Source organism: Nocardia arthritidis, from assembly GCF_011801145.1.
Taxonomy (GTDB): Bacteria; Actinomycetota; Actinomycetes; order Mycobacteriales; family Mycobacteriaceae; genus Nocardia; species Nocardia arthritidis_A.
Genome location: NZ_CP046172.1, coordinates 900,337 through 918,273, shown reverse-complemented (window position 1 = coordinate 918,273; position 17,937 = coordinate 900,337). Strand labels below are relative to the sequence as shown.

At 63.7% G+C, this 17,937-nt stretch carries 16 protein-coding genes; 8 read left to right on the top strand and 8 right to left on the bottom strand.

What is annotated here, in order from left to right; genetic code table 11:
* Positions 1–291 precede the first annotated feature (291 nt).
* Both F5544_RS04345 and F5544_RS04340 read right to left on the bottom strand, forming a co-directional pair.
* Positions 292–1,287: a GAF domain-containing protein gene (locus tag F5544_RS04345; RefSeq protein WP_167471973.1), complete on the bottom strand. Its 996-nt coding sequence runs from the start codon at positions 1,285–1,287 to the stop codon at positions 292–294.
* A 34-nt stretch (positions 1,288–1,321) separates the two neighbouring features.
* A complete protein-coding gene (locus F5544_RS04340) occupies positions 1,322–2,710 on the bottom strand; it encodes a cytochrome P450 (protein WP_167471972.1) in 1,389 nt (462 codons plus the stop codon).
* A 376-nt stretch (positions 2,711–3,086) separates the two neighbouring features.
* Here F5544_RS04340 and F5544_RS04335 point away from each other — a divergent pair, with 376 nt between their 5' ends.
* The gene (locus F5544_RS04335; RefSeq protein ID WP_167471971.1) at positions 3,087–4,172 is read left to right on the top strand and encodes a GAF domain-containing protein; all 1,086 of its coding nucleotides are present in this window, start codon (positions 3,087–3,089) and stop codon (positions 4,170–4,172) included.
* 101 nt (positions 4,173–4,273) lie between these two features.
* Positions 4,274–5,563 (top strand): site-specific integrase, encoded by a 1,290-nt coding sequence (locus F5544_RS04330; protein ID WP_167471970.1) that lies wholly within the window; start codon positions 4,274–4,276, stop codon positions 5,561–5,563.
* A gap of 416 nt (positions 5,564–5,979) precedes the next feature.
* Here F5544_RS04330 and F5544_RS04325 read toward each other — a convergent pair whose 3' ends face one another.
* Positions 5,980–7,209: an acyl-CoA dehydrogenase family protein gene (locus tag F5544_RS04325; RefSeq protein WP_167471969.1), complete on the bottom strand. Its 1,230-nt coding sequence runs from the start codon at positions 7,207–7,209 to the stop codon at positions 5,980–5,982.
* Positions 7,210–7,345: 136 nt separating this feature from the next.
* Between F5544_RS04325 and F5544_RS04320 the strand changes: the two genes are divergently transcribed.
* The 3 genes from F5544_RS04320 to F5544_RS04310 all read left to right on the top strand — a co-directional run bounded on the left by F5544_RS04320 (position 7,346) and on the right by F5544_RS04310 (position 10,720).
* On the top strand, positions 7,346–8,587 hold the full coding sequence (locus F5544_RS04320) for an oxygenase MpaB family protein (protein WP_167471968.1): 1,242 nt from the start codon (positions 7,346–7,348) through the stop codon (positions 8,585–8,587).
* 56 nt (positions 8,588–8,643) lie between these two features.
* On the top strand, positions 8,644–9,282 hold the full coding sequence (locus F5544_RS04315) for a TetR/AcrR family transcriptional regulator (protein WP_167471967.1): 639 nt from the start codon (positions 8,644–8,646) through the stop codon (positions 9,280–9,282).
* 202 nt (positions 9,283–9,484) lie between these two features.
* Positions 9,485–10,720, top strand: a complete 1,236-nt coding sequence (locus F5544_RS04310; RefSeq protein WP_167471966.1) for a serine hydrolase — start codon at positions 9,485–9,487, stop codon at positions 10,718–10,720.
* 295 nt (positions 10,721–11,015) lie between these two features.
* On the opposite strand, the gene F5544_RS04305 is transcribed toward F5544_RS04310, so the two are convergent.
* Complete coding sequence (locus tag F5544_RS04305) at positions 11,016–11,909, bottom strand: RICIN domain-containing protein (protein ID WP_238847081.1); 894 nt, start codon at positions 11,907–11,909, stop codon at positions 11,016–11,018.
* Between F5544_RS04305 and F5544_RS47410 the strand changes: the two genes are divergently transcribed.
* Complete coding sequence (locus F5544_RS47410) at positions 11,826–12,209, top strand: hypothetical protein (protein WP_428847162.1); 384 nt, start codon at positions 11,826–11,828, stop codon at positions 12,207–12,209. The genes F5544_RS04305 and F5544_RS47410 overlap by 84 nt on opposite strands.
* Here F5544_RS47410 and F5544_RS04295 read toward each other — a convergent pair.
* Positions 12,151–12,438 carry a hypothetical protein gene (locus F5544_RS04295; RefSeq protein ID WP_167471963.1) on the bottom strand — a complete coding sequence of 96 codons (288 nt, stop codon included), beginning with the start codon at positions 12,436–12,438 and terminating at the stop codon, positions 12,151–12,153. The two genes, F5544_RS47410 and F5544_RS04295, sit on opposite strands and share 59 nt — an antisense overlap.
* Before the next feature lie 74 nt (positions 12,439–12,512).
* Positions 12,513–13,055, bottom strand: coding sequence for a hypothetical protein (locus F5544_RS04290; protein ID WP_167471962.1), 543 nt, complete (start codon positions 13,053–13,055; stop codon positions 12,513–12,515).
* A gap of 134 nt (positions 13,056–13,189) precedes the next feature.
* Between F5544_RS04290 and F5544_RS04285 the strand changes: the two genes are divergently transcribed.
* A complete protein-coding gene (locus F5544_RS04285; RefSeq protein WP_167471961.1) occupies positions 13,190–13,390 on the top strand; it encodes a hypothetical protein in 201 nt (66 codons plus the stop codon).
* A gap of 368 nt (positions 13,391–13,758) precedes the next feature.
* Positions 13,759–15,402 carry a cutinase family protein gene (locus tag F5544_RS04280; protein ID WP_167471960.1) on the top strand — a complete coding sequence of 548 codons (1,644 nt, stop codon included), beginning with the start codon at positions 13,759–13,761 and terminating at the stop codon, positions 15,400–15,402.
* Between the two features lie 33 nt (positions 15,403–15,435).
* Here F5544_RS04280 and F5544_RS04275 read toward each other — a convergent pair whose 3' ends face one another.
* Positions 15,436–16,989: an acyl-CoA carboxylase subunit beta gene (locus F5544_RS04275; RefSeq protein ID WP_167471959.1), complete on the bottom strand. Its 1,554-nt coding sequence runs from the start codon at positions 16,987–16,989 to the stop codon at positions 15,436–15,438.
* 124 nt (positions 16,990–17,113) lie between these two features.
* Positions 17,114–17,845 carry a TetR/AcrR family transcriptional regulator gene (locus F5544_RS04270; RefSeq protein WP_167471958.1) on the bottom strand — a complete coding sequence of 244 codons (732 nt, stop codon included), beginning with the start codon at positions 17,843–17,845 and terminating at the stop codon, positions 17,114–17,116.
* Between the last annotated feature and the right edge of the window lie 92 nt (positions 17,846–17,937).

Genomic DNA, 17,937 nt, shown 5'->3' with positions numbered 1-17,937 from the left:
GCGCGGGGTTGACGCTCGTCGGGCCGCTGTGCGGTACACCGTCCGCGGGTTTTCCAGCTGCCATCCTGCGCGCCCGAACTCAACCCGGTTGAAGGGATCTGGTCGCTACTGCGCCGCAGCCCGCTGACCAATCGGATCATCACCGACCCCCAACCACTTGCCGAACATCCTTCGGCGCGGTCTGCGCCGCATCCAATACCCCGCCACCTTGATCGATGGCTGTCACCGAAACCGGCCTCGCTCCGGGCTCACCATGACAACATCACAGATTGAGTCTCAGTAGCGAAATCGCTAGTCGGCCTTGGTGATTCGAATGATGTGGAGACGACTGCCGACTTCGCCTGGGTATCGGCGAGAAGTGATCGTGACTGGCTGCCAACCGGAGGCCGTGTGGGCTCGGATTCGCGCCGACGTAACAGCTTCACCATCCGGCAGCCCAGCTTCGAGCATGACTGTGGTCCGACACAAACCGGCCCAGTCATCGTGGTGGATGAGTTCAGTGTCGCCTTCACGCTGCCAGTCGATCCAGGCGGGGACTTTGCCAATCCAATTAGCTATCACCGGAGTTGGCGATGTCGGTGGGAACGCGAGCAGGGCAGCTGCGGGCGCGTCCTCCCCCGGCTCGGTGGCCAAGCCGAGGGTTTCGAGCGGGCCGATCGCTGCCGGTGCGACGTCGGTGATGTCGTGCGTCAGTCCGCGCATGCCGGTGTGGCGTTCATCGGCGCGCCCACGGCCGACTATTTGCCAGTTCATCAGATGGCCGCGGTCGTGTAGGACGGTGATGGTGGTGGCAAACATTGCGTCGGGCTTCGGATTCGTTGCGAGCTGAATTAGTTCGGAGACGTGGTCGAATCGCACGACCTTCCGGAAGAACTCCCCCGGTGAGCGGACTCGTTTGAATCCGTCGGCGTCGTCGGTGCTCATCATCCAGGATTCGAGGCGCTGGTTGATCTGGAGCTCACCGAGCGACCAAGAGATTCCGGCGGCAGGCCGGGTTAGCGGCGTTGCCTGGTGCGGTTCACCGATCCATAGATGGATGCCATAGACGTCGTCGTCGGGACCGATGATCGGCACGGCTTCGACTCGGCGTTGGCCTGTGCGCCCACGCGCTACTTGCTGGATATGAGAACCACTTCGACGGACCCAATCGAGCGTGTCGATGAGGTCCACGCCTTCGTCGCGGTCGAGCCGCTTGATACTGCTCCACTCACGAGGTTGACCGTCTTTCGCGATGATCGTCATGGGTTCGGTGATGGGCGCCAGTGCTTCGATAAGGAACCAAGTCATCGCGTCCTACCTCCTCCAATATCTCGGATTTCACCTACGTCCGTCGAATCGCACTCAGCTGAAAAGGCTTGGGCCGCAATGTCCCACGCTCCTGCATCACCATTGGACCGTCGGCGCTGCTCAGCACGAACTCATCGAGAATCCGTGCGAGCAGCAACGTGGCCTCATGGGTGGCGAACGCTCGGCCGATGCAGGCCCGAGGGCCGGTGCCCCACGGTTGCAGGAAACGATCCGGGTACTCGCGCAACCGAGGCGGGTCGAATCGATGCGGGTCGAACTCGACTGCTTTGGGGCCCCAGACCTCGGTGTCGCGCTGAGCCGCCAAGGCGAGAACGAATACCGCTCGGCCGGCGGGGATCCGGTAGCCGCCGAGGTCTTGATCAGTCCGCGCAAGTCGGAAGAAGCCTGGAACCGGTGGCCACAGCCGCAGGCATTCGTTGATGACCTGCCGAATCAGGCGCATTCCGGCGACCGCCTCGTAGTCGGTTCCACTGCGGCGCTGGATCTCCTCGCGTAACTCAGCTTGCAAATGACTGTCGGTAGCCAGATAGTGCAGCGCCACTTCGAGGAGCGCGGCGGTGGTTTCATGTCCAGCAACGAGGAAGGTGAGCACCTGATCACGGATGTTTTCGGCGGGAAGTTGTTCACCGGTGTCCGGGTCGGCGGTGGTGAGCATGAGGTTGAGCAGGTCATCGTCGTCGGTGGGCCGCGCTTTCCGCTCGGCGATCATCGCATCGACATACCGGTGCAGCGTTTGGATATCACGCCGGACATTGCTCTCGCGCAACCGATTACGGACTCCACCGATTACTGGCAGGTCGTTGGTCGCTTCGGACGCCCATTGCAGCGTTGCCGCGAGGGCGTTGACGAACATCCGCGATTCGCTACTACCCGGACCGCTTTTGAACAAGCCCAAGTCACGCGAGAATCCCGCACGACCGATGACTTCGAGCGTCGCCCGCGTCATCGCGGAATGCGTGTCGATCGGCCCTCGCTCGGCGGTCCACTCGATGATCAGGTCATCAGCAACGGTCTGCATCGCGTGGTGATACGCCCTCATCGCGGCTTGGCTGAATCCAGGTCCAAGGATGCGACGGGCCCGTCCCCAGAGGGGGTCACTGCTACGCGCGGTAAAAAGACCATGCGCGGTCACGCGCCGCAAGCTGGCACCCGGTCCGACCAGGGCGCGAGCCCAATGCGCTTCGTCCAGACACTGCGCCGCGAGGCGAGCTCCGGACACGATCACCAGCCGCGACCTGAATATCTTGCGCTGAAAAATGGGACCGAGCCCCAGATCGTGAGCAAGGTGCAGCTCATGCTGGGTGGGCCGCTTGCGGTCGACGCTCGTGAGATCACCTAGCAGCGGCAGCCTTCCCGGCGCGTGAGGAAGTTCTTCAATCGCGATAGGTGATCTTGAACCCATACATTCAGCCTCTCATGTCGAAGTGTGACCTGCGCCATTAACCCACTCAGTAATAGCTTCCATCTCTTACTGGGTTGCGACGAAGATCACATTGTGGTTCACTGCGTATGTGCTGGGTGGCTGATTCCCCTGGCCGTGACGCTAATTCCACCTCGATGCGGAGACGAGCTACTGCTTCCTCCCCGTCCGAGTTGGAGCGACCGCCGCGAGGAACCATGTCAGCCACAGCCACCCGCCATTCCGGCCATCAATCGGCCGATCTCGGCGATCATGCGAACCGCCCGCTGGGCTTCGCGTGGCGCGACTTGGACTCCGCCGACACGTCAGTCGCACAGCGTCACGACCGACGCTATCTGATGTCGAGGGAGGTCCAACGATGTGCATCACTCGCAAGGTCAAGGCAGCGCGGACACCTTGGACGGTGGTCGAGACACTCGATCCAGCCGTCGACCCTACCGTCGTCTCACACGGCGGTGTCGGTCGCGACTTCGTGGTCCTCGAACGGTTCCTCCAGCGCGCGATCAACGCGGCGCGGATGGGAACCGCGATCACGCCCGACTCGGTCAGTCGCCACATCGTGGCCACTCGCGACCGCGGTGAGCCGACCAACGCGCTGTTCGGTCAAGGGAAGAACAAGTGGGTGCTGCACACGCTCCCGGTCATGGGTCCACAGAATCGGGTGCACGGAGTTCAGTTCTGGCTCGGTCCTGTCGATGAGGATCCACCAGAACCCCACCGGGTCACCGGCGTGACATGGGATCTACCGAACAAGCTCGTGCACCTGACCGCCGACTGCACGCGAATGAGCGGTACACCTGACGAGAAGTTCACTCCAGAGCTGCCGCTCGCTATGTTTTGGCGCAGCACCACACGGTTCGACCACCATGAAGCCGTCTTCAACCTTCTCTACAACCCGCATCCACACGGCCGCCTCCAGAGCACCGGCACCGTTCAGCACGCCGATGGTCACGAAATGCTCTGGCAGGCAACCATTCGCGCGCGACACGACCACGAAGCGATTGGCGCTTGGGCGCTGCTGGAAGATCTAACGTCCGACGCGGCCCGGCCGCTCCATCCGACTCTGGAGCAGGAAGCTTTCCGCGAATACCACCGGACGGCGGGCACCTATCTCGGCGTTGTTCACATTGCGGATGGCACGGTCGTAACCTGGCTCACCGATCCCCCGCCGTGGATCGACTGGAACCACGCGCCGGACGAGATCTTCCCTCCCGAGGATCGTGCCCGACTGGCGACGGCAGTCGCACCCGACGAAGGCGTCGTGCGCGCGCTCAACCACGAGATGGGTTACACGCCGACCCGAATTGTTCTTTCGCCATATCGAGGATGCCGCGGAAAGCGTCTCGCCATCGGCCAGTTCTTCCGCGCCGACGATGCTCCGGCTCACGGTCGCGATTACCACGCCAACCTCCAACATCGGAAACCGAACCCCAACGAGCGATAGCTATCGCACAGCTACTTTTTCGATCTTGTATCTCCCTGGGCTCGAAGGTTGACTCGCCCCGGAGATCGGTAGCGATAAGTTTGCGAGGGGAGGGCCTTGGTATGCCGAGACCGCGCAGAAAAGTCGGCAAATGGGGACATATCAACCGCAAACAGGTCGAAACCAATTACTGGTACGCAGAATGCTACATCCGCGATCACGACGGGGAGCGTAGACGGGCTCGAAAGTATTCACCTGAAGGAGTTCGCGACAAATACGGCGCAGCTGCCGAGCAGGAACTCCTGGATCACCTAGAGAACCGCGTCCGAAGCGTTGGTGCGGAACTCAGTTTGGACTCGACCGTACGAAAACTGTGGGAGAAGTACCTCAAGAAACTCGAGAAGGATGGTAAGGCGCCAGACACGATCTCGCGCTATACGGACGTGTCCAAGTTTATCTTGGACGGGCTCGGCGGCCTCACGCTGAACGAAGCCAATAGCACGCCTCGCCTCGAGACGTTCCTGGACACAGTCCAGACGAAACACGGTATTGCCAACGCGATCACAACCCGAACCGTGCTCAGCGGCATGTTCGGGCTGGCCTGCCGATTCGTCGACGGTTTCGGAAAGGTCAACCCCGTACGCGAGACCAGCCCAATCGCCGGGGCGAAGAAGGAGAAGCCACGGCAGTTCGAGGCAGATGAGGTAACTCAATTACTCATAGATGTCTGTGAATCTGACCTTCCATGCCCGGAGCTCGATAAAGGCGGAGTACCGAAGGTGTCGAGATACAAGGCCCCCACCGTCGCCGAGTACTGTCAGTCCGCTGATCTTGCCGACCCCATCACCATGTTCGCGGCAACCGGCTTACGCGAGTCGGAACTTCTCGGCATTAAGGACACCGGAATAGACCTCGACAGAAAAGTCGTACTCATCGACGGTAAGGTCACGCGGATTCCGGGCAAGGGGCTCGTCCGTGTGAGCTACGAGAACGATCCGAAGAACCGCAATCGCGAACTGGCCTTGCCAGGCTACGCCATTCCTATGCTTCGTGAACGCCTCGCCCGCAACAAAAAGAATCCCAACAAGCACGGCGTGACCTTTCCGTCTGCTACAGGCACCCTGCGCGATCCGGACAACCTCAACAGGCAGGTGCGACGGGTTCGAGCCGCGCTCGGCCTGGAGTGGGTCACCACGACCGCCTTCCGCCGATGGGTGTTCACCGAGCTGGACAACGCTGGGCTTACACCTCGAAAGGTCGCCGACCAGGGCGGCCACCTCAAGCCTTCGATGAGCCAGGACAAGTACATGAAGCGGTTCAAAGCTCACCCCGAGAACGCCTCAGCGCTCGACCGAGCAGTTCGGCAAAGCCATCAATCACGGGACCGAAAGGCAGATCAAAGTGGAGAGTAAGTGGAGAATCGGCCTGCAACGGGCCGACCAGACATGGCCATCTACCCGGCCTTACGCCGATCCGGCACTGCGACAGCCGGTGTCGCAGGTTCGAATCCTGCCGAGGGCGCTTCTCGGAACCATCATTCGCCCAGGTCAGGCAACGGTTCCGATTCCCAGGCAGATCTACGCGACCAAGAAACCGCAGGTCGCGTGTCGCAGGTTCGCATCCTAGGGGGTTGCTGTCAGCTAGCACCCCAGCTCAGAGCATCTTTTGGAGGGTGTCCAGTAGCCGGTCCGAACAGACTTGTAAGCGGCTGGTGCGTGCGGTTGACTCCCATGAGTGGGAAGCGACTGACGGTGGAGATGATCCGTGTGTTAATCGTCGGGTGGGGAAACACCTGCGTGGCGGGGTGTTCTGGTCAGTGGTCGATGGTTCAGCCGGTGATGTCGCGGCCTATGACCTGGCGGGCGATCACCCATTGGAGTACTTCGTTGGCGCCTTCGAAGATCTCGAGGATTTTGGCGTCGCGGTAGATCTCCTCGAGGCGGTAGGTTTCACCGGTGGCGGCGATCTGGCGGGCGAAGCCGTAGCCGCCGTGGATCTGCAGGGCGTCGCGGGCGAGGTCGTTGGCCAGGCGGGTGGCGTAGGACTTGGCCATGGAGGCTTCGGGTTCGCCGGAGCGGTCGCCACGGTCGAGGCGGACGGCGGCCTTCTGGTACATGGCGCGGGCGGCCTCGAGGGCGGTGGCGTGTTCGGCGAGTTTGTACTGCCAGTACTGCATCTCACCGAGCTTGCGGCCGAACAGTTGTCGGCTGCGCAGGCGTTGCACCGCCAGGTCGAGGGCGGCCTGTGCGACGCCGACTCCGGCCGCGGCGATGCCGACTCGCCCGGCGGCCAGTGAGGCCAGCGCGCTCGCCAGACCGCGACCGGGTTCGCCGAGGGCGTGGTCGGCGGGCACGGTGACGTTGTCGAAAACGATGTCGGCGGTGATCTGGCCGCGGTGGCCCATTTTCAGGTCGGGCGCACCGACACTCACACCGGGTGAGCGCATGTCGACCAGCAGCATGGTTGCGTTCTCGCTGTCGCCGTCGCGGCACAGTACGCACACCCAGTCGGCGACAACGGAATTGGTGATCCAGCGTTTGCGGCCGTTGATCACGAACCTGTCGGCGGTGCGGGCGGCGACGGTTTTCAGAGCGGTGGGGGTGAGGTCGCTGGAGGCGTCGGGTTCGGTGGTGGCGAAGGCGAAAACCAGGTCGCCGGAGATCAATCCGGGGAGCACCTGTTCGCGGATGTGCGGTTGCGCGAAGGACAACGCCCGCGCGTTGAGGATGCATTGTCCGTCGTAAACCCCTGCCAGGCTGGAGCTTTCGTAGGCGATCTCTTCGGTGACGATGCAGGTGCCCAGCATGAGATGGGTCAGGCCCGCACCGAACGGAGCCTCGAACGGCACCGCGAAACACCCCGCCCCGGCCAATCCCTTGAACGCGCTCCACGGGAACGCCTCCACCGATTCCTCACGCTGGGCGATCTCACGGGCGACGGGCGCGAGGTGGGCGGCCACCGCGGCGCGGGCCATCTCGCGCACATGGGCGACGTCCTCGGGCAGGAATACGTCGTGCCAGATCCGGTCGGCGATGCGGGGCAGTGGGTCGGTGGTCATGAGAACCCCTCGGTCGATGTTCGGCCGGTTCCGGCCAGGTCAGAATGCATGCTTGCCATCACAGCGATTTTGGTGGACACTAACACCAGAATATCTGGTGGAGCAAAACACCAGAATTGATCACAGGAGATGCTCGATGTCGCGCACCCCGAATCCCGCCCTGCCCGCCCGTCACCCGGACGAGCCGGTCACCGTCCCCGTTCTCGGCCCGCTGGTGAAGCTGCTCGGCATCAAACCCGCGACCGACGAGCAGTGGCAGGAGATCGGGGAGGCGCTCACTCGCAGCGACGAGCCGATGGACGCCCTGGTCAACTGGATGTATCAGGCCGGAATGGGTACCGCGCGGCCCCTGTTCGAGCGTGCCCTCAACGACGGCATCGACAGCATCCCGAACGCGCCCGAGCAGCTGCGCGCCTTCTTCGAAGGTGTTGAGACAGCGCCGAAGTGGGTTGATTGGGAACAGATTCGACTGGGCCAGAGAACCTTCCAGAGCACGGGCGTCGAAGGCATCTATCTCGCACGCGATGTCTCGTTTCTCGGCGGATTCGTCGCCTCGGGCATCAATCGGACGCTGGTACTCACCAAATCGGGCAAGGCCGGAGCCACCGGCGGCGGGCAGCGTTTCGCCGAGACTATGAAGTGGGCGCTGGACGTGATCGGCGACGGCGGGCTCCAACGCGGCGGCCTCGGATACCGGTCCACCCTGCACGTACGCCTCATCCACACCTTCGTCCGCCGCCACCTCGAGCGCTCACCCGAGTGGCGGCCCGAGGAATGGGGAGTTCCGATCAACCAGAGCGATATGGGCGCGACCATGCTCGGCGCACTGCACGCCCCAGTTGTTGTCGGGCTGCTCATGGGGAAGGTTTTCACGCCGCGAGAACTCGACGCTGTCGCGCATGTCGCGCGCTACGCGGGCTGGTTGATGGGTATCGAGGAGGCGCACCTGCCCCATGATTTCCGTGATGCGACCGTCAAGCTTTACCACTACCTCACCGCGCTGAGCGTCCCCGACGAAACCAGTCGCCTGCTGGCCCGGCCCATGGCCGAGGACCCGCTGCACTGGCACTACCCGAATTTCGCGCCGGTCCGCCGCAGAATCGCCTGGGCACAACACCTTTCGATCACCACCGCCTACACCGGACGCACCCGCATGCGCCAACTCGGGCTGCCCGCCTACATTCCGCCGTGGTATCCCGCGCTGCGTATCCCGGTGAACCTGCTGCGCTCCGGCCTTGCCCTCGCGGTCCCGGGCGGACGAGACCGGCAAGCCCGCGCCGGGCTGCGCCGTCAACACGCGTTCATGCGCACGCTCGTCGGCACCGAGACCGATACCCGCATCGGCGGGGTCACCTCCGGCGTGGACCACGCCGCGTAACCGCGAAGGAGACCGCCGCTTTGAAATCCGAGACCACCCTCGGCCAGAATGGCCGAATGTCAGCTCGGCGAGCCTACGGCGGCGTCTCCGCGGACCAGCGCCGCGAACAACGCCGGGCCGCGCTGCTCGACGCCGCCCGCGAGATCATCGGTACCCAGGGCTTCTCGGCCATGACCGTCATCGGATTGTGCAAAGCCGCCGGACTCAACGACCGCTACTTCGCCGAGAATTTCGACAGCCGCGAAGCCCTGTTCTCCGCACTCATCGACCAAATCATGACCGAGATGGCCGAGGTGATCACCACCGCGACGATCCACACAGGCACCGCCGACATCCCCACCCTGACCCGGGCGGCCATCGCAGCCATGATCGAATATCTGACCGACGACCCGCGGCGAGCCCGCATCGCCCTCCTCGAGGCCCCCGCCAATCCCGTTGTCGCCCAACGCCGCCGGGAAGTCATGGACTTCTTCCTCGGTCTGGCGAATCAGAATTTGGTCGACCTGTTCGGCCCCGGACGCACCCTCGCGGCCGCTGGCCGCCTGCGCTTCGCCGGCGTCAGCCTCTTCGGCGCGATGATGGAGACCATCACCACCTGGCTCGCCGGCGGACTACCCATGACCCGCGACGAACTCATCGACCACACCGCCGACCTCACCGTCTTGCTGATCAACCACGTCTACCCAACGCCGTAACACTCGATGCGACAACGCAAACCACAGGCCGCTCTATCGGTGTGGCAAGGCTTGTACCCAACCGGCCAGTGCACGACGTCTTGGTTCGGATCGGATGGTTGTGGTCGGGCCGATGCGGTTACGATTTGATCGAGTTCGGTTCGGTTGTCGCCGGGTTGGCACGGTGGCGGAGATACGGGGTGGTGCATTGGTCGGGGAAGCGGTGACCGATCCCAAGGTCTCGGATGCGGCTGTTCAGTTGAAGTGGCTGGCCGAAGCGGCGACACGAACCCCGGTGTCGGAAAAGGAAATTCGGGAGCATCTGGCGCAGCCATTGCTGACAGCGGTGGGCGGGTTCGAGACGATCAACGCGGTGCTGGCGCAGTATGGGCAACTCGATGTCGGCCGGATCCGCGCGGCACGGCCGGGTCGGGTTCAAGCGTCGGTGCGAGGCAACGGCACCGAATACTTCGTCAGAGTGTGTGTCGATGCGGCCGGATTGATCGACGACATACAGATGACCCCGGTCGATTCGGTGACATCATGGGCCGAAATCGATCCACTCTTGGCGGAATTGGGCACCCGCGTGTCTTTTGCCGCCGCAGAGATCGGCGCCAACGGGCAGTGCGACATCGTGCACGATGTCGATGCCAGCACCCTGCGTCCGGTCGGATCGACGTTCAAGCTGTATGTCCTTGCGGCCCTCGGGCAGGCCGTCGCCGACAAACGGGCCGACTGGCACGAACAGCTCGAGATCCGCGAGGACTGGAAGAGTCTGCCATCGGGTACGTTGCAGGATCGTCCGGCCGGCTCGAAGTTGAGCCTGGCGGAATTTGCCGACCATATGACGGCGATCAGCGACAACACCGCGACGGACCACCTGATTCACCGAGTCGGCCGTGACGCGGTACACCAGCAACTGGCCTTGCTCGGGCATCACCGGCCCGAAGTGAATATCCCGCTGCTCACTACTCGAGCGTTCTTCCAGCTCAAAGGCACGCCGGGCGCGTCCCGGGCGGAACAGTACCTCACTGTGCCTACGCAGGCGCGAGCCGCCGCGATCGCCGAGCTGGAACGGCTCCCGCTACCCGAACTGGGCGCCGACACCTGGACTCGACCATCCCATATCGATGAGATCGAGTATTTCGCCTCTCCGACCGACGTCTGCCGCGCCTTCGCGGGCCTGCAGCGGCTCGCGCAGCCCGAAATCGACCATGCCCTCTCGCTCAACGATGACGGGCTGAACCTGGACAGCTCCCAGTTCCCGACGGTGTGGTACAAGCCCGGCGACGAACCAGGCGTGGTAACCCAGCACTACCTGGCCCGCGACACCGGTGACCGAACCTTTGTCGTCAGTCTCATGGTGTCGGACCCCACCACCGCACCCGACAAATGGATGACTCTGGCCAAGGGACAGAAGATAATCCGCGCAGCGTTCCATCTACTCGCCAGACACTGATCTACCATCGGACCCCACTATCGGTCCTAAGCCTCACACTGTTTGCGCCAGAACCCCGTCGAGGGACCACCACGTTGCCAGTCACGTGACCACCGACAGCTGTGCACAAGTGGAACGGGTTACCGCTCGACTTGTTGGTGGATGCCGTGTTCCCGGACGCCCGCCCGGCGGCATTTGCGGTAACTTCACTCGACTATTGTCAGCCTGCCTGGGCGGCGAGGGTCTGCGTCCCCGGAGTTCGCGACTTGTGACACCTCGCTGCCATCAACGAATGGCTACGACACCGTTGAGGGCTTTATTCTCCAGGGAAGCGCTCTATTCTCCACAGTTGAGTGGGTGAGCCGGATTTGTAGGGCGACAGTGTTACGACCTTCTGTCCCCAGATGGCTGCCTCAGTCCAGGCCAGGTCCCGGTCGGGAACGCTGATTTTGAAGACGCCCTGTCCTGCCTGTTCTATGAGCCACTCGAACGGCTGGTCATCGAGGCTGACTACCGAACCCTCCTTGGTGGTTAGCGCACCTGCGTACGTGCCCGAGTTCGAGAAGGTTGAGATGGTGTAGCCACGCCTACTGGAGGAGAGTCGCCATAACCGTTCATCGGCGAAGGGACCTGGTGGCGCGACCGTGACCTGCTGGCTCGATTGGTCAGTAGCGTTCACCGTGGCCGAGTTCGCGTCCAGGATCTGGTAGGTCGTCGACGGCAGGGGGTGTTGCTGGAATGTGTGTGGCCGGCCGCGCTGGAGGCCGCCCGCCAACCGTTCAAGTCCCAGACCTGGGTGGCGGCGCTGCGGATAATCTGCGACCGCGACACCGGGGACCTGGCGCGCACCCGCCGCCTCGGCCTGACCCGGCTCGAACAGATCGTTCGCCGGGAGGTCGTGCGAGCAGGCGGGCAGAAACCGGCGCTGCGGATTGTCCGGAATCTGTTTGCTGCACTTGATGATTCGGTCGGGGTACTCGCGCACCGGCGCGGCGCGCTCGAACGTGTGCACCTGCTGCTCGAGGACTGGTCCGAGACCCAGCGGCGTGTGGCCGACACCGAGACCCGCATGATCGCGGTACTCGACGAACTCCGATCGACCGATCTGGTCACCTCGATCGTCGGGTTGTCCGCGGTCGGTGCTGCGGCGATTCTCGCCGAAACCGGTGACCCGGCCCGGTTTTCCACCGCCCGCGCGGTAGTCGAACACCTAGCGCTTGCTGCTACCCAGGGTGAAATCGGCTTCGATGACCAGTCGTCCAGCAAGAAGATGCTGGTCGGTACTGTTCCCATGCATATCGTGCCCCGCCGAGGGCACAACGAGTTTCGTGATTCACGCCATAGCCGTGGTCGGTGGGCACAAACAGCACGCCACCGGCCAGCACGGCCACCAGCAGTGCGACTGCCGGGCCCGGGTCGGTACCGAGCGAGAGTCACAGTCGTTCTTCCAGTCAGTCGGCCAGTTGGGTGGCGTTTTCCAGCGCGATCAGGTGCGGTGCGTAGGCGATGACGTGGAACTGCGCGCCCGGGATGGCCGCGGCGACCGGCCGCAGCCGCTCGGCCGGATAGGCGGTATCGCTGCCGCTCGCGATCACCCTGGTCGGGACGGTGGTCTCGCCGAGCCGGGTGCGGGTGTCGATGCCCGCCAGGACGCCGCCCAGTGATCGATCCGGTTGCGGCCGACCAGATCTCGTGCGTAACGCACGTACCAGGGATTGAAACGTCGGAACCCGAAGCAAGAGCGTCCGCTAGCGGAATTTCGTTCCGCCGCTCCCGATGGTCGACCGCCCAATGGCTGGATTGCCCGGTGACATCAGTGCTGGCAGGAGGGCATCTGCGGCCTCGAAGCCTCCGGCCAATTCAGCTTCTCGCCATCCATGATCCACGTCAACAAGTTCTTCTTTTCGTCGTAGAATTTCTGGAGATTTGTTTCTATTTCACAGCCAGGTTTGAGTTCCAGCTTGAGATCGGCCGCATTTTCCTTGACCTTGTCGTTGTAAGTTTTATTATTAATGCACATTTTCTCGCGCGTACTCTTGTTGAAGGTATCGTCACCGTACAGACTGTTGCGAGCCTCCGTTTGAATGCCTTTGTTGTCCACGGTTTCGTACGGTTCCAGGTCGAGCCATACAGCCATCTCTTTGTACCACCGATCATCGTGCACCCCCTCACAAATGCCCATGCCGTAGGCGATCTTCATAATATTCTCATCCTCGTCCTGTTCGTCGACCCGACCATAAGCGGGCACTGCGGACAACATCACCGCAATCAATCCTGCTACGACAATCGACGCCCGAAGAAATACCCCGATATTGCGGTTCGCACGAATACCCGGTTCCAATATGTTCTCGACCATTACCACAACCTCCATATCTCGGATAAAGAATAGAATTGCCGATCAGTCCACAACCCCAGCCCGTATTGCCGCCTTCGATCGACAGCTCTGCCGCCCGGTCTTCCGCACGCAACCAGGCCAGAACAGGCACCGACATGTCTTCGTTGCTGCGGACGACCCGGATGGCAGCGGGTGCGCCGACGGAACCGATCTCCGACTTCGGCTGGGCGACAAGAGATATCAAGGTTCCGGCAGGACCACCCGGTCATGTCCTGGTTTCCGACACCGATCCGGACTGGTGTCCCGGAACGACTTTCGCGGTGACACCCATCCAGATGCCGAGCGGTATCGAATGACGTTGTGGCACTAGCCCTTCCTGGTAGCTACGCGTTGGCCGAGGATGTGCCAGTAGCACGGAACAGCGCCATTCGACATCCGTGCGGAGAAGCGTCAAATGCCCAGTTCACACGAATTTAGGAGAGATATGATCCTCGGAATAGTCGGCCATCTGATCGTCGGTTTGCTCGACGTGGTTCGCGTTCTGCTCGCTCCCTAGCACACCGGGTTCGGGGTGAGGCCGGCCTTCCCGGTCGCACCCCGAACCCGCAAGCCGCAGTCCGACCGAATTGTGCTGTGACAGTGAGATTTTCCTGTCGACAAGGTGGGGATGTTGTACGGAAGATTATTGCCTTCGGTCCGGTGCCGGGCTGCGGGTGCGGCGTTGGTGGTTTCGCTTGCCGTGATGGGCGCGGGCACTGCGCGAGCGGATTCGGAGGGCCCGTCCGCGATACCCGACCAAGGTTGTCCGCCGCTGTACGTGCTCGGGGTGCAGGGCACCGGCCAGTCCGCCCCGGATGCCGATCTCACGAGCGATTCAGGGCTGCTGGCAACGATTTTGGGACCGTTGACCGGAATGGGGCACGCGTTGGTCGCCCGCGCCTACGTGCCCTATGCGGCGGGATTCGGGGGCGCGGTACCGGGTGGGCCGTTGCCGTATTCGGCATCAATATCCGGCGGGCTGGACAAGTTGCGGGAGATGGCCGCCGACGTGGTACGGCAGTGTCCGGCGACCGAACTCGGCATGGTGGGTTATTCCCAAGGGGCGCATATCGTTTCGATGTTCGCCCAAGAGGTGGGCCAGGGCGCCGGTGTGGTGCCAGCGGATCGGGTGGCCGCAGTGGCGTTGTTGGCCGATCCGACACGGGGGCCCGCCGCGCCGCTGTTCCCCGGCTCGCCAGACAGTTCCGGCCCGGATCCGGCGCCGGGAACCACCGGGGCGAATGTGTCCGGGTTGTCGGTGGCGGCACAGGAGACCGCGTCGGGTGGCGGTATCGGACCCGAGCGCGATATCGCCACTGATTTCGGCGCGCTCACCGGCCGAGTGGCGTCGTTCTGCATCCCCGGCGATCTGTCCTGCGACGCGCCGACCGGAATGCCGCTGTTGCGGATGCTGGTCAATATCGCCGGGCAGTCCGAGCTGGATCCGGCCGATCCGCTCGCGGCGCTGGCCTCGATCGCCGAGGTCGCACGGGAAACCGCGGCCAAAACCGCGACCGCCGTGGTGAATCAGGACGTCCTCGGCTATTCCCTCGGCACCCTCGCACTGGCTCCCGGCCTGCCGTTGAGCAGGCGGCTGGCCGAGGCCTCCGACCCCAGGGAAACCCCGGACGCCCGACAGGCGTTGTCGAAAATCGCTGCGAGCGCGTTCAATTCGGTCACCCTCGCCCTTACCGGCACCGCATTGCCGATGGGCGATCTCGCCGAGGTCATGACCATCGGCGCGACCGACCCGCTGGCGGGCCTGGCTTGCCTGGCCCAGAAAATCCTTGCGGCAGCGCATAATCCGTTGCCACGCCCGGCTACCCATCGGTTGCTCACCGAAATCTTCGACGCGGTGGGTCAGGTGATCGCCGAGGGCGGCCAACTGCTCGATCCGGAGATCTGGTCGAAATACCTCGACACCGTCCGCAGGCACGGCGCCTACGCGGTCGCGGCCTTCACCACCGGTGGCGATCCCGCCGTCCGGTTCGTCACCGACTGGTTCACCGCGGTGGCCCGCGACCTGGCCGGGCACAGGATTCCCCGCGCCGCACCCACACCGGTCGGCCCCGCGCCCGCCGCGCCGACCCCGCCCACTCCCGACCCCATCACCACTCCGGAACAGCCTGCGCCGGTACAGGTTTCGAACATGGCCGAGCGACCGGCGGCACCGGATACCCACAGTCGGCAGTCCGGAGATCCGCATCCGCTCGGCTACGGTCATCGCCCGGATCCATACCTCACCTGGCTGCTGATCCTGCTGAGCATCAGTGCTGTCCTGTGGGGGCTCGGACGACTGGTCGCCCGCTATCTGACGCGAAACCTCTGAGCGCCTATCCGTAAGTTCGGCGCCTTTCGCGCCTCACATCGGGTACACCGGATGCTTGCGCGGGTTGAATTCCGGTTTGGCCGTCGGCTTGTCGCGCAACAGGCGTAGGGCGTGGCGTATTTCCAGGCGGGTTCGCGACGGTTCGATGACAGCGTCGATGTAGCCGCGTTCGGCGGCGACCCACGGGGTGGCGATCGTCTCGTTGTAATGGTTGATCATGAACTCGCGTGCCGCGCTGCGTTGTTCCGCCGGCATCGCCGCCAACTGGCGTTTACCGAGTAGATCGACCGCGCTTTCCGCGCCGATCACCGCGATCCGGGCGGTGGGCCACGCGAAACTGATATCCGCGCCGACCTGCCGGGCGGCCATCATGCCGTACGCGCCGCCGTAGGACTTGCGCACCACCAGGTTGATAATCGGCACCGTCGCCTCGATGATCGCGCGCGGGACACGGCCGCCGCGGATGATCACACCGCTGGCCTCCTCCGCGAGGCCGGGCAGCACGCCCGGGGTGTCGGCGACGAACACCAGCGGGATGTTGAACGCGTCGCACAGCCGGATGAAATAGGTCGACTTGTCCGAGCAGGCGGCGTCGATGGAACCGCCGAGCACCAGCGGCTGGTTCGCGATGACACCGACCGGATATCCGTCGACCCTGGCGAATCCGGTGATCAGATTCGGCGCGAACGCGGCCCGGATCTCGTGAAATCCGCCGTCGTCGAAGATCCGCAGCAGGATCTCGTGCATGTCGTAACCGGCGCGATCGGAATCCGGGATGATCCTGTCGAGCTCCCGGTCGGACGCCGTGATCTCCGGTTCCAGGCCGGGATTCACGATCGGCGGCTGCTCGAGGCAGCTGGTCGGCATGTAGCTCAGGTAATCGCGGGCCCAGGCGTAGGCCTCCTCCTCGGTATCGGCCACATGATGCAACGTCCCGCGTTCGGCCTGTACCTTGGCGCCGCCGAGCTCCTCGGCGGTCACATCCTCGCCGTTGACGGCCTTGATCACCTCCGGCCCGGTGACGAACATGTAGGAGTCCTTGGTACCGATGAGCACATCGGTGTTGATCGGCCCGTACACCGAACCTGCGGCGCATTTGCCGAGAATGATCGACACCTGCGGCACGTAGCCGGACAATTTCTCCAGCACCCGGGAAATGTCACCGAACGAGGCGATGGAACCCACCGCGTCCTGGATGCGCGCACCGCCCGAATCGTTGATGGTCACCACCGGGCACGCATTGTCGAACGCGAATTGCAGTGCCCGCATGAACTTTTGGGCGGAGGTGACGCCGACCGACCCGCCGTACACGGTCTGATCGTGTGAGATCACCACCACCGGACGACCCCCGATCGACCCGCGACCGGTAACCAGTCCATCGCCGTAGAGCGCATCCGATTGACCGGGTTGCCGAGCCAGCGCACCTGTCTCGATGAACGTTCCGGGGTCGAGCAGCATGTTCACCCGCTCCCGAACGCTCGGAATGCCCTTCTTCGCCCGCTTGGCCGCACCGGCCTCACCCGCCGGTTCCGCGGCGATCTCCAAGATCTTTGCCAATTCATCGAGCTTCGCCCGCGTACCGATCACGCCTTGTGCCACCTTCTCAGTCAAACGGTTGTGCACCAGCGAGGTTAAGCGGTATCGACAACGTATGGGAGACCAACGCCTTTCGAGCACCTGACGGGCCGCGGTGCGGCACCTTGCTTCGGGCTCAGTGCCTGCCGCGGCGACTGATGAGCGCCTCGATGCCGTCCAGGATCCGCCCGAGGCCGAACTCCACATCGGTGTCGTCCATACCGCCCTTGCGGTAGCGGCTGTCGGTGAGGATGGCCGCGACCCGTGGGTAGCCGCGTTCGAGCAGTCGTGGCTGCAGGAATTCGGCCAGCGCACGGGCGTTTTCGTCGGGCACGCTCGCGCGCACGTCGCGAAGTAGGGATGCGGTGCTGCGCACCCAGCCGTCGACCAGCATGGCGCAGCCCACCAGGTCCTCGTTGTCCAGCCCGGTGTCGGCCATCGCGTCCAGAAAGACTTCCAGCCAGCGCAGTTGGTTGGGTGTGGTGGGCCCGCCGCGCACCGGGAGCTCGATCAGCCAGGGGTGTACGCGGATGCGCTCCAGCTGAGCGCGCGCCCAGGCGGTGACCGCGGTACGCCAGCCTTCGGGCAGCGGTTCCGGCGGCAGGCCCCAACCGGCGTCCGCGGTCAGGACGAGGAGTTCCTCCTTGGAGCGCAAGTACCGATAGAGCGCGTTGGCCGTGATGCCGAGACGCATGGCGATCGATGGCATGGACAGCGCCGCATAGCCCTCGGCGTCGGCCTGAGCGAGGGCCGCCGCGACGATCTGCGCGACGCTATAGGCCGGTTTCGGCCCTCGTCGTGGCGTCGTGACATGCCCCCAAGCCAATGCGGTGCCGGGCGGCAGCAACTCGATCCTGTCCTCGTCCACCGGGACATCCTTGCATCCAAAACAGGTAAAGCCATAAACTGTTCATGGCACACACTATTAAATTTGATTCGGAGGATCGACATGGCGGAATC

Bases quoted from the DNA above. Each gene is read 5' to 3' on its own strand.
- F5544_RS04345 (WP_167471973.1), bottom strand. From the start codon at position 1,287: ATGACTTGGTTCCTTATCGAAGCACTGGCGCCCATCACCGAACCCATG.
- F5544_RS04340 (WP_167471972.1), bottom strand. From the start codon at position 2,710: ATGGGTTCAAGATCACCTATCGCGATTGAAGAACTTCCTCACGCGCCG.
- F5544_RS04335 (WP_167471971.1), top strand. From the start codon at position 3,087: ATGTGCATCACTCGCAAGGTCAAGGCAGCGCGGACACCTTGGACGGTG.
- F5544_RS04330 (WP_167471970.1), top strand. From the start codon at position 4,274: ATGCCGAGACCGCGCAGAAAAGTCGGCAAATGGGGACATATCAACCGC.
- F5544_RS04325 (WP_167471969.1), bottom strand. From the start codon at position 7,209: ATGACCACCGACCCACTGCCCCGCATCGCCGACCGGATCTGGCACGAC.
- F5544_RS04320 (WP_167471968.1), top strand. From the start codon at position 7,346: ATGTCGCGCACCCCGAATCCCGCCCTGCCCGCCCGTCACCCGGACGAG.
- F5544_RS04315 (WP_167471967.1), top strand. From the start codon at position 8,644: ATGTCAGCTCGGCGAGCCTACGGCGGCGTCTCCGCGGACCAGCGCCGC.
- F5544_RS04290 (WP_167471962.1), bottom strand. From the start codon at position 13,055: ATGGTCGAGAACATATTGGAACCGGGTATTCGTGCGAACCGCAATATC.
- F5544_RS04285 (WP_167471961.1), top strand. From the start codon at position 13,190: ATGTCTTCGTTGCTGCGGACGACCCGGATGGCAGCGGGTGCGCCGACG.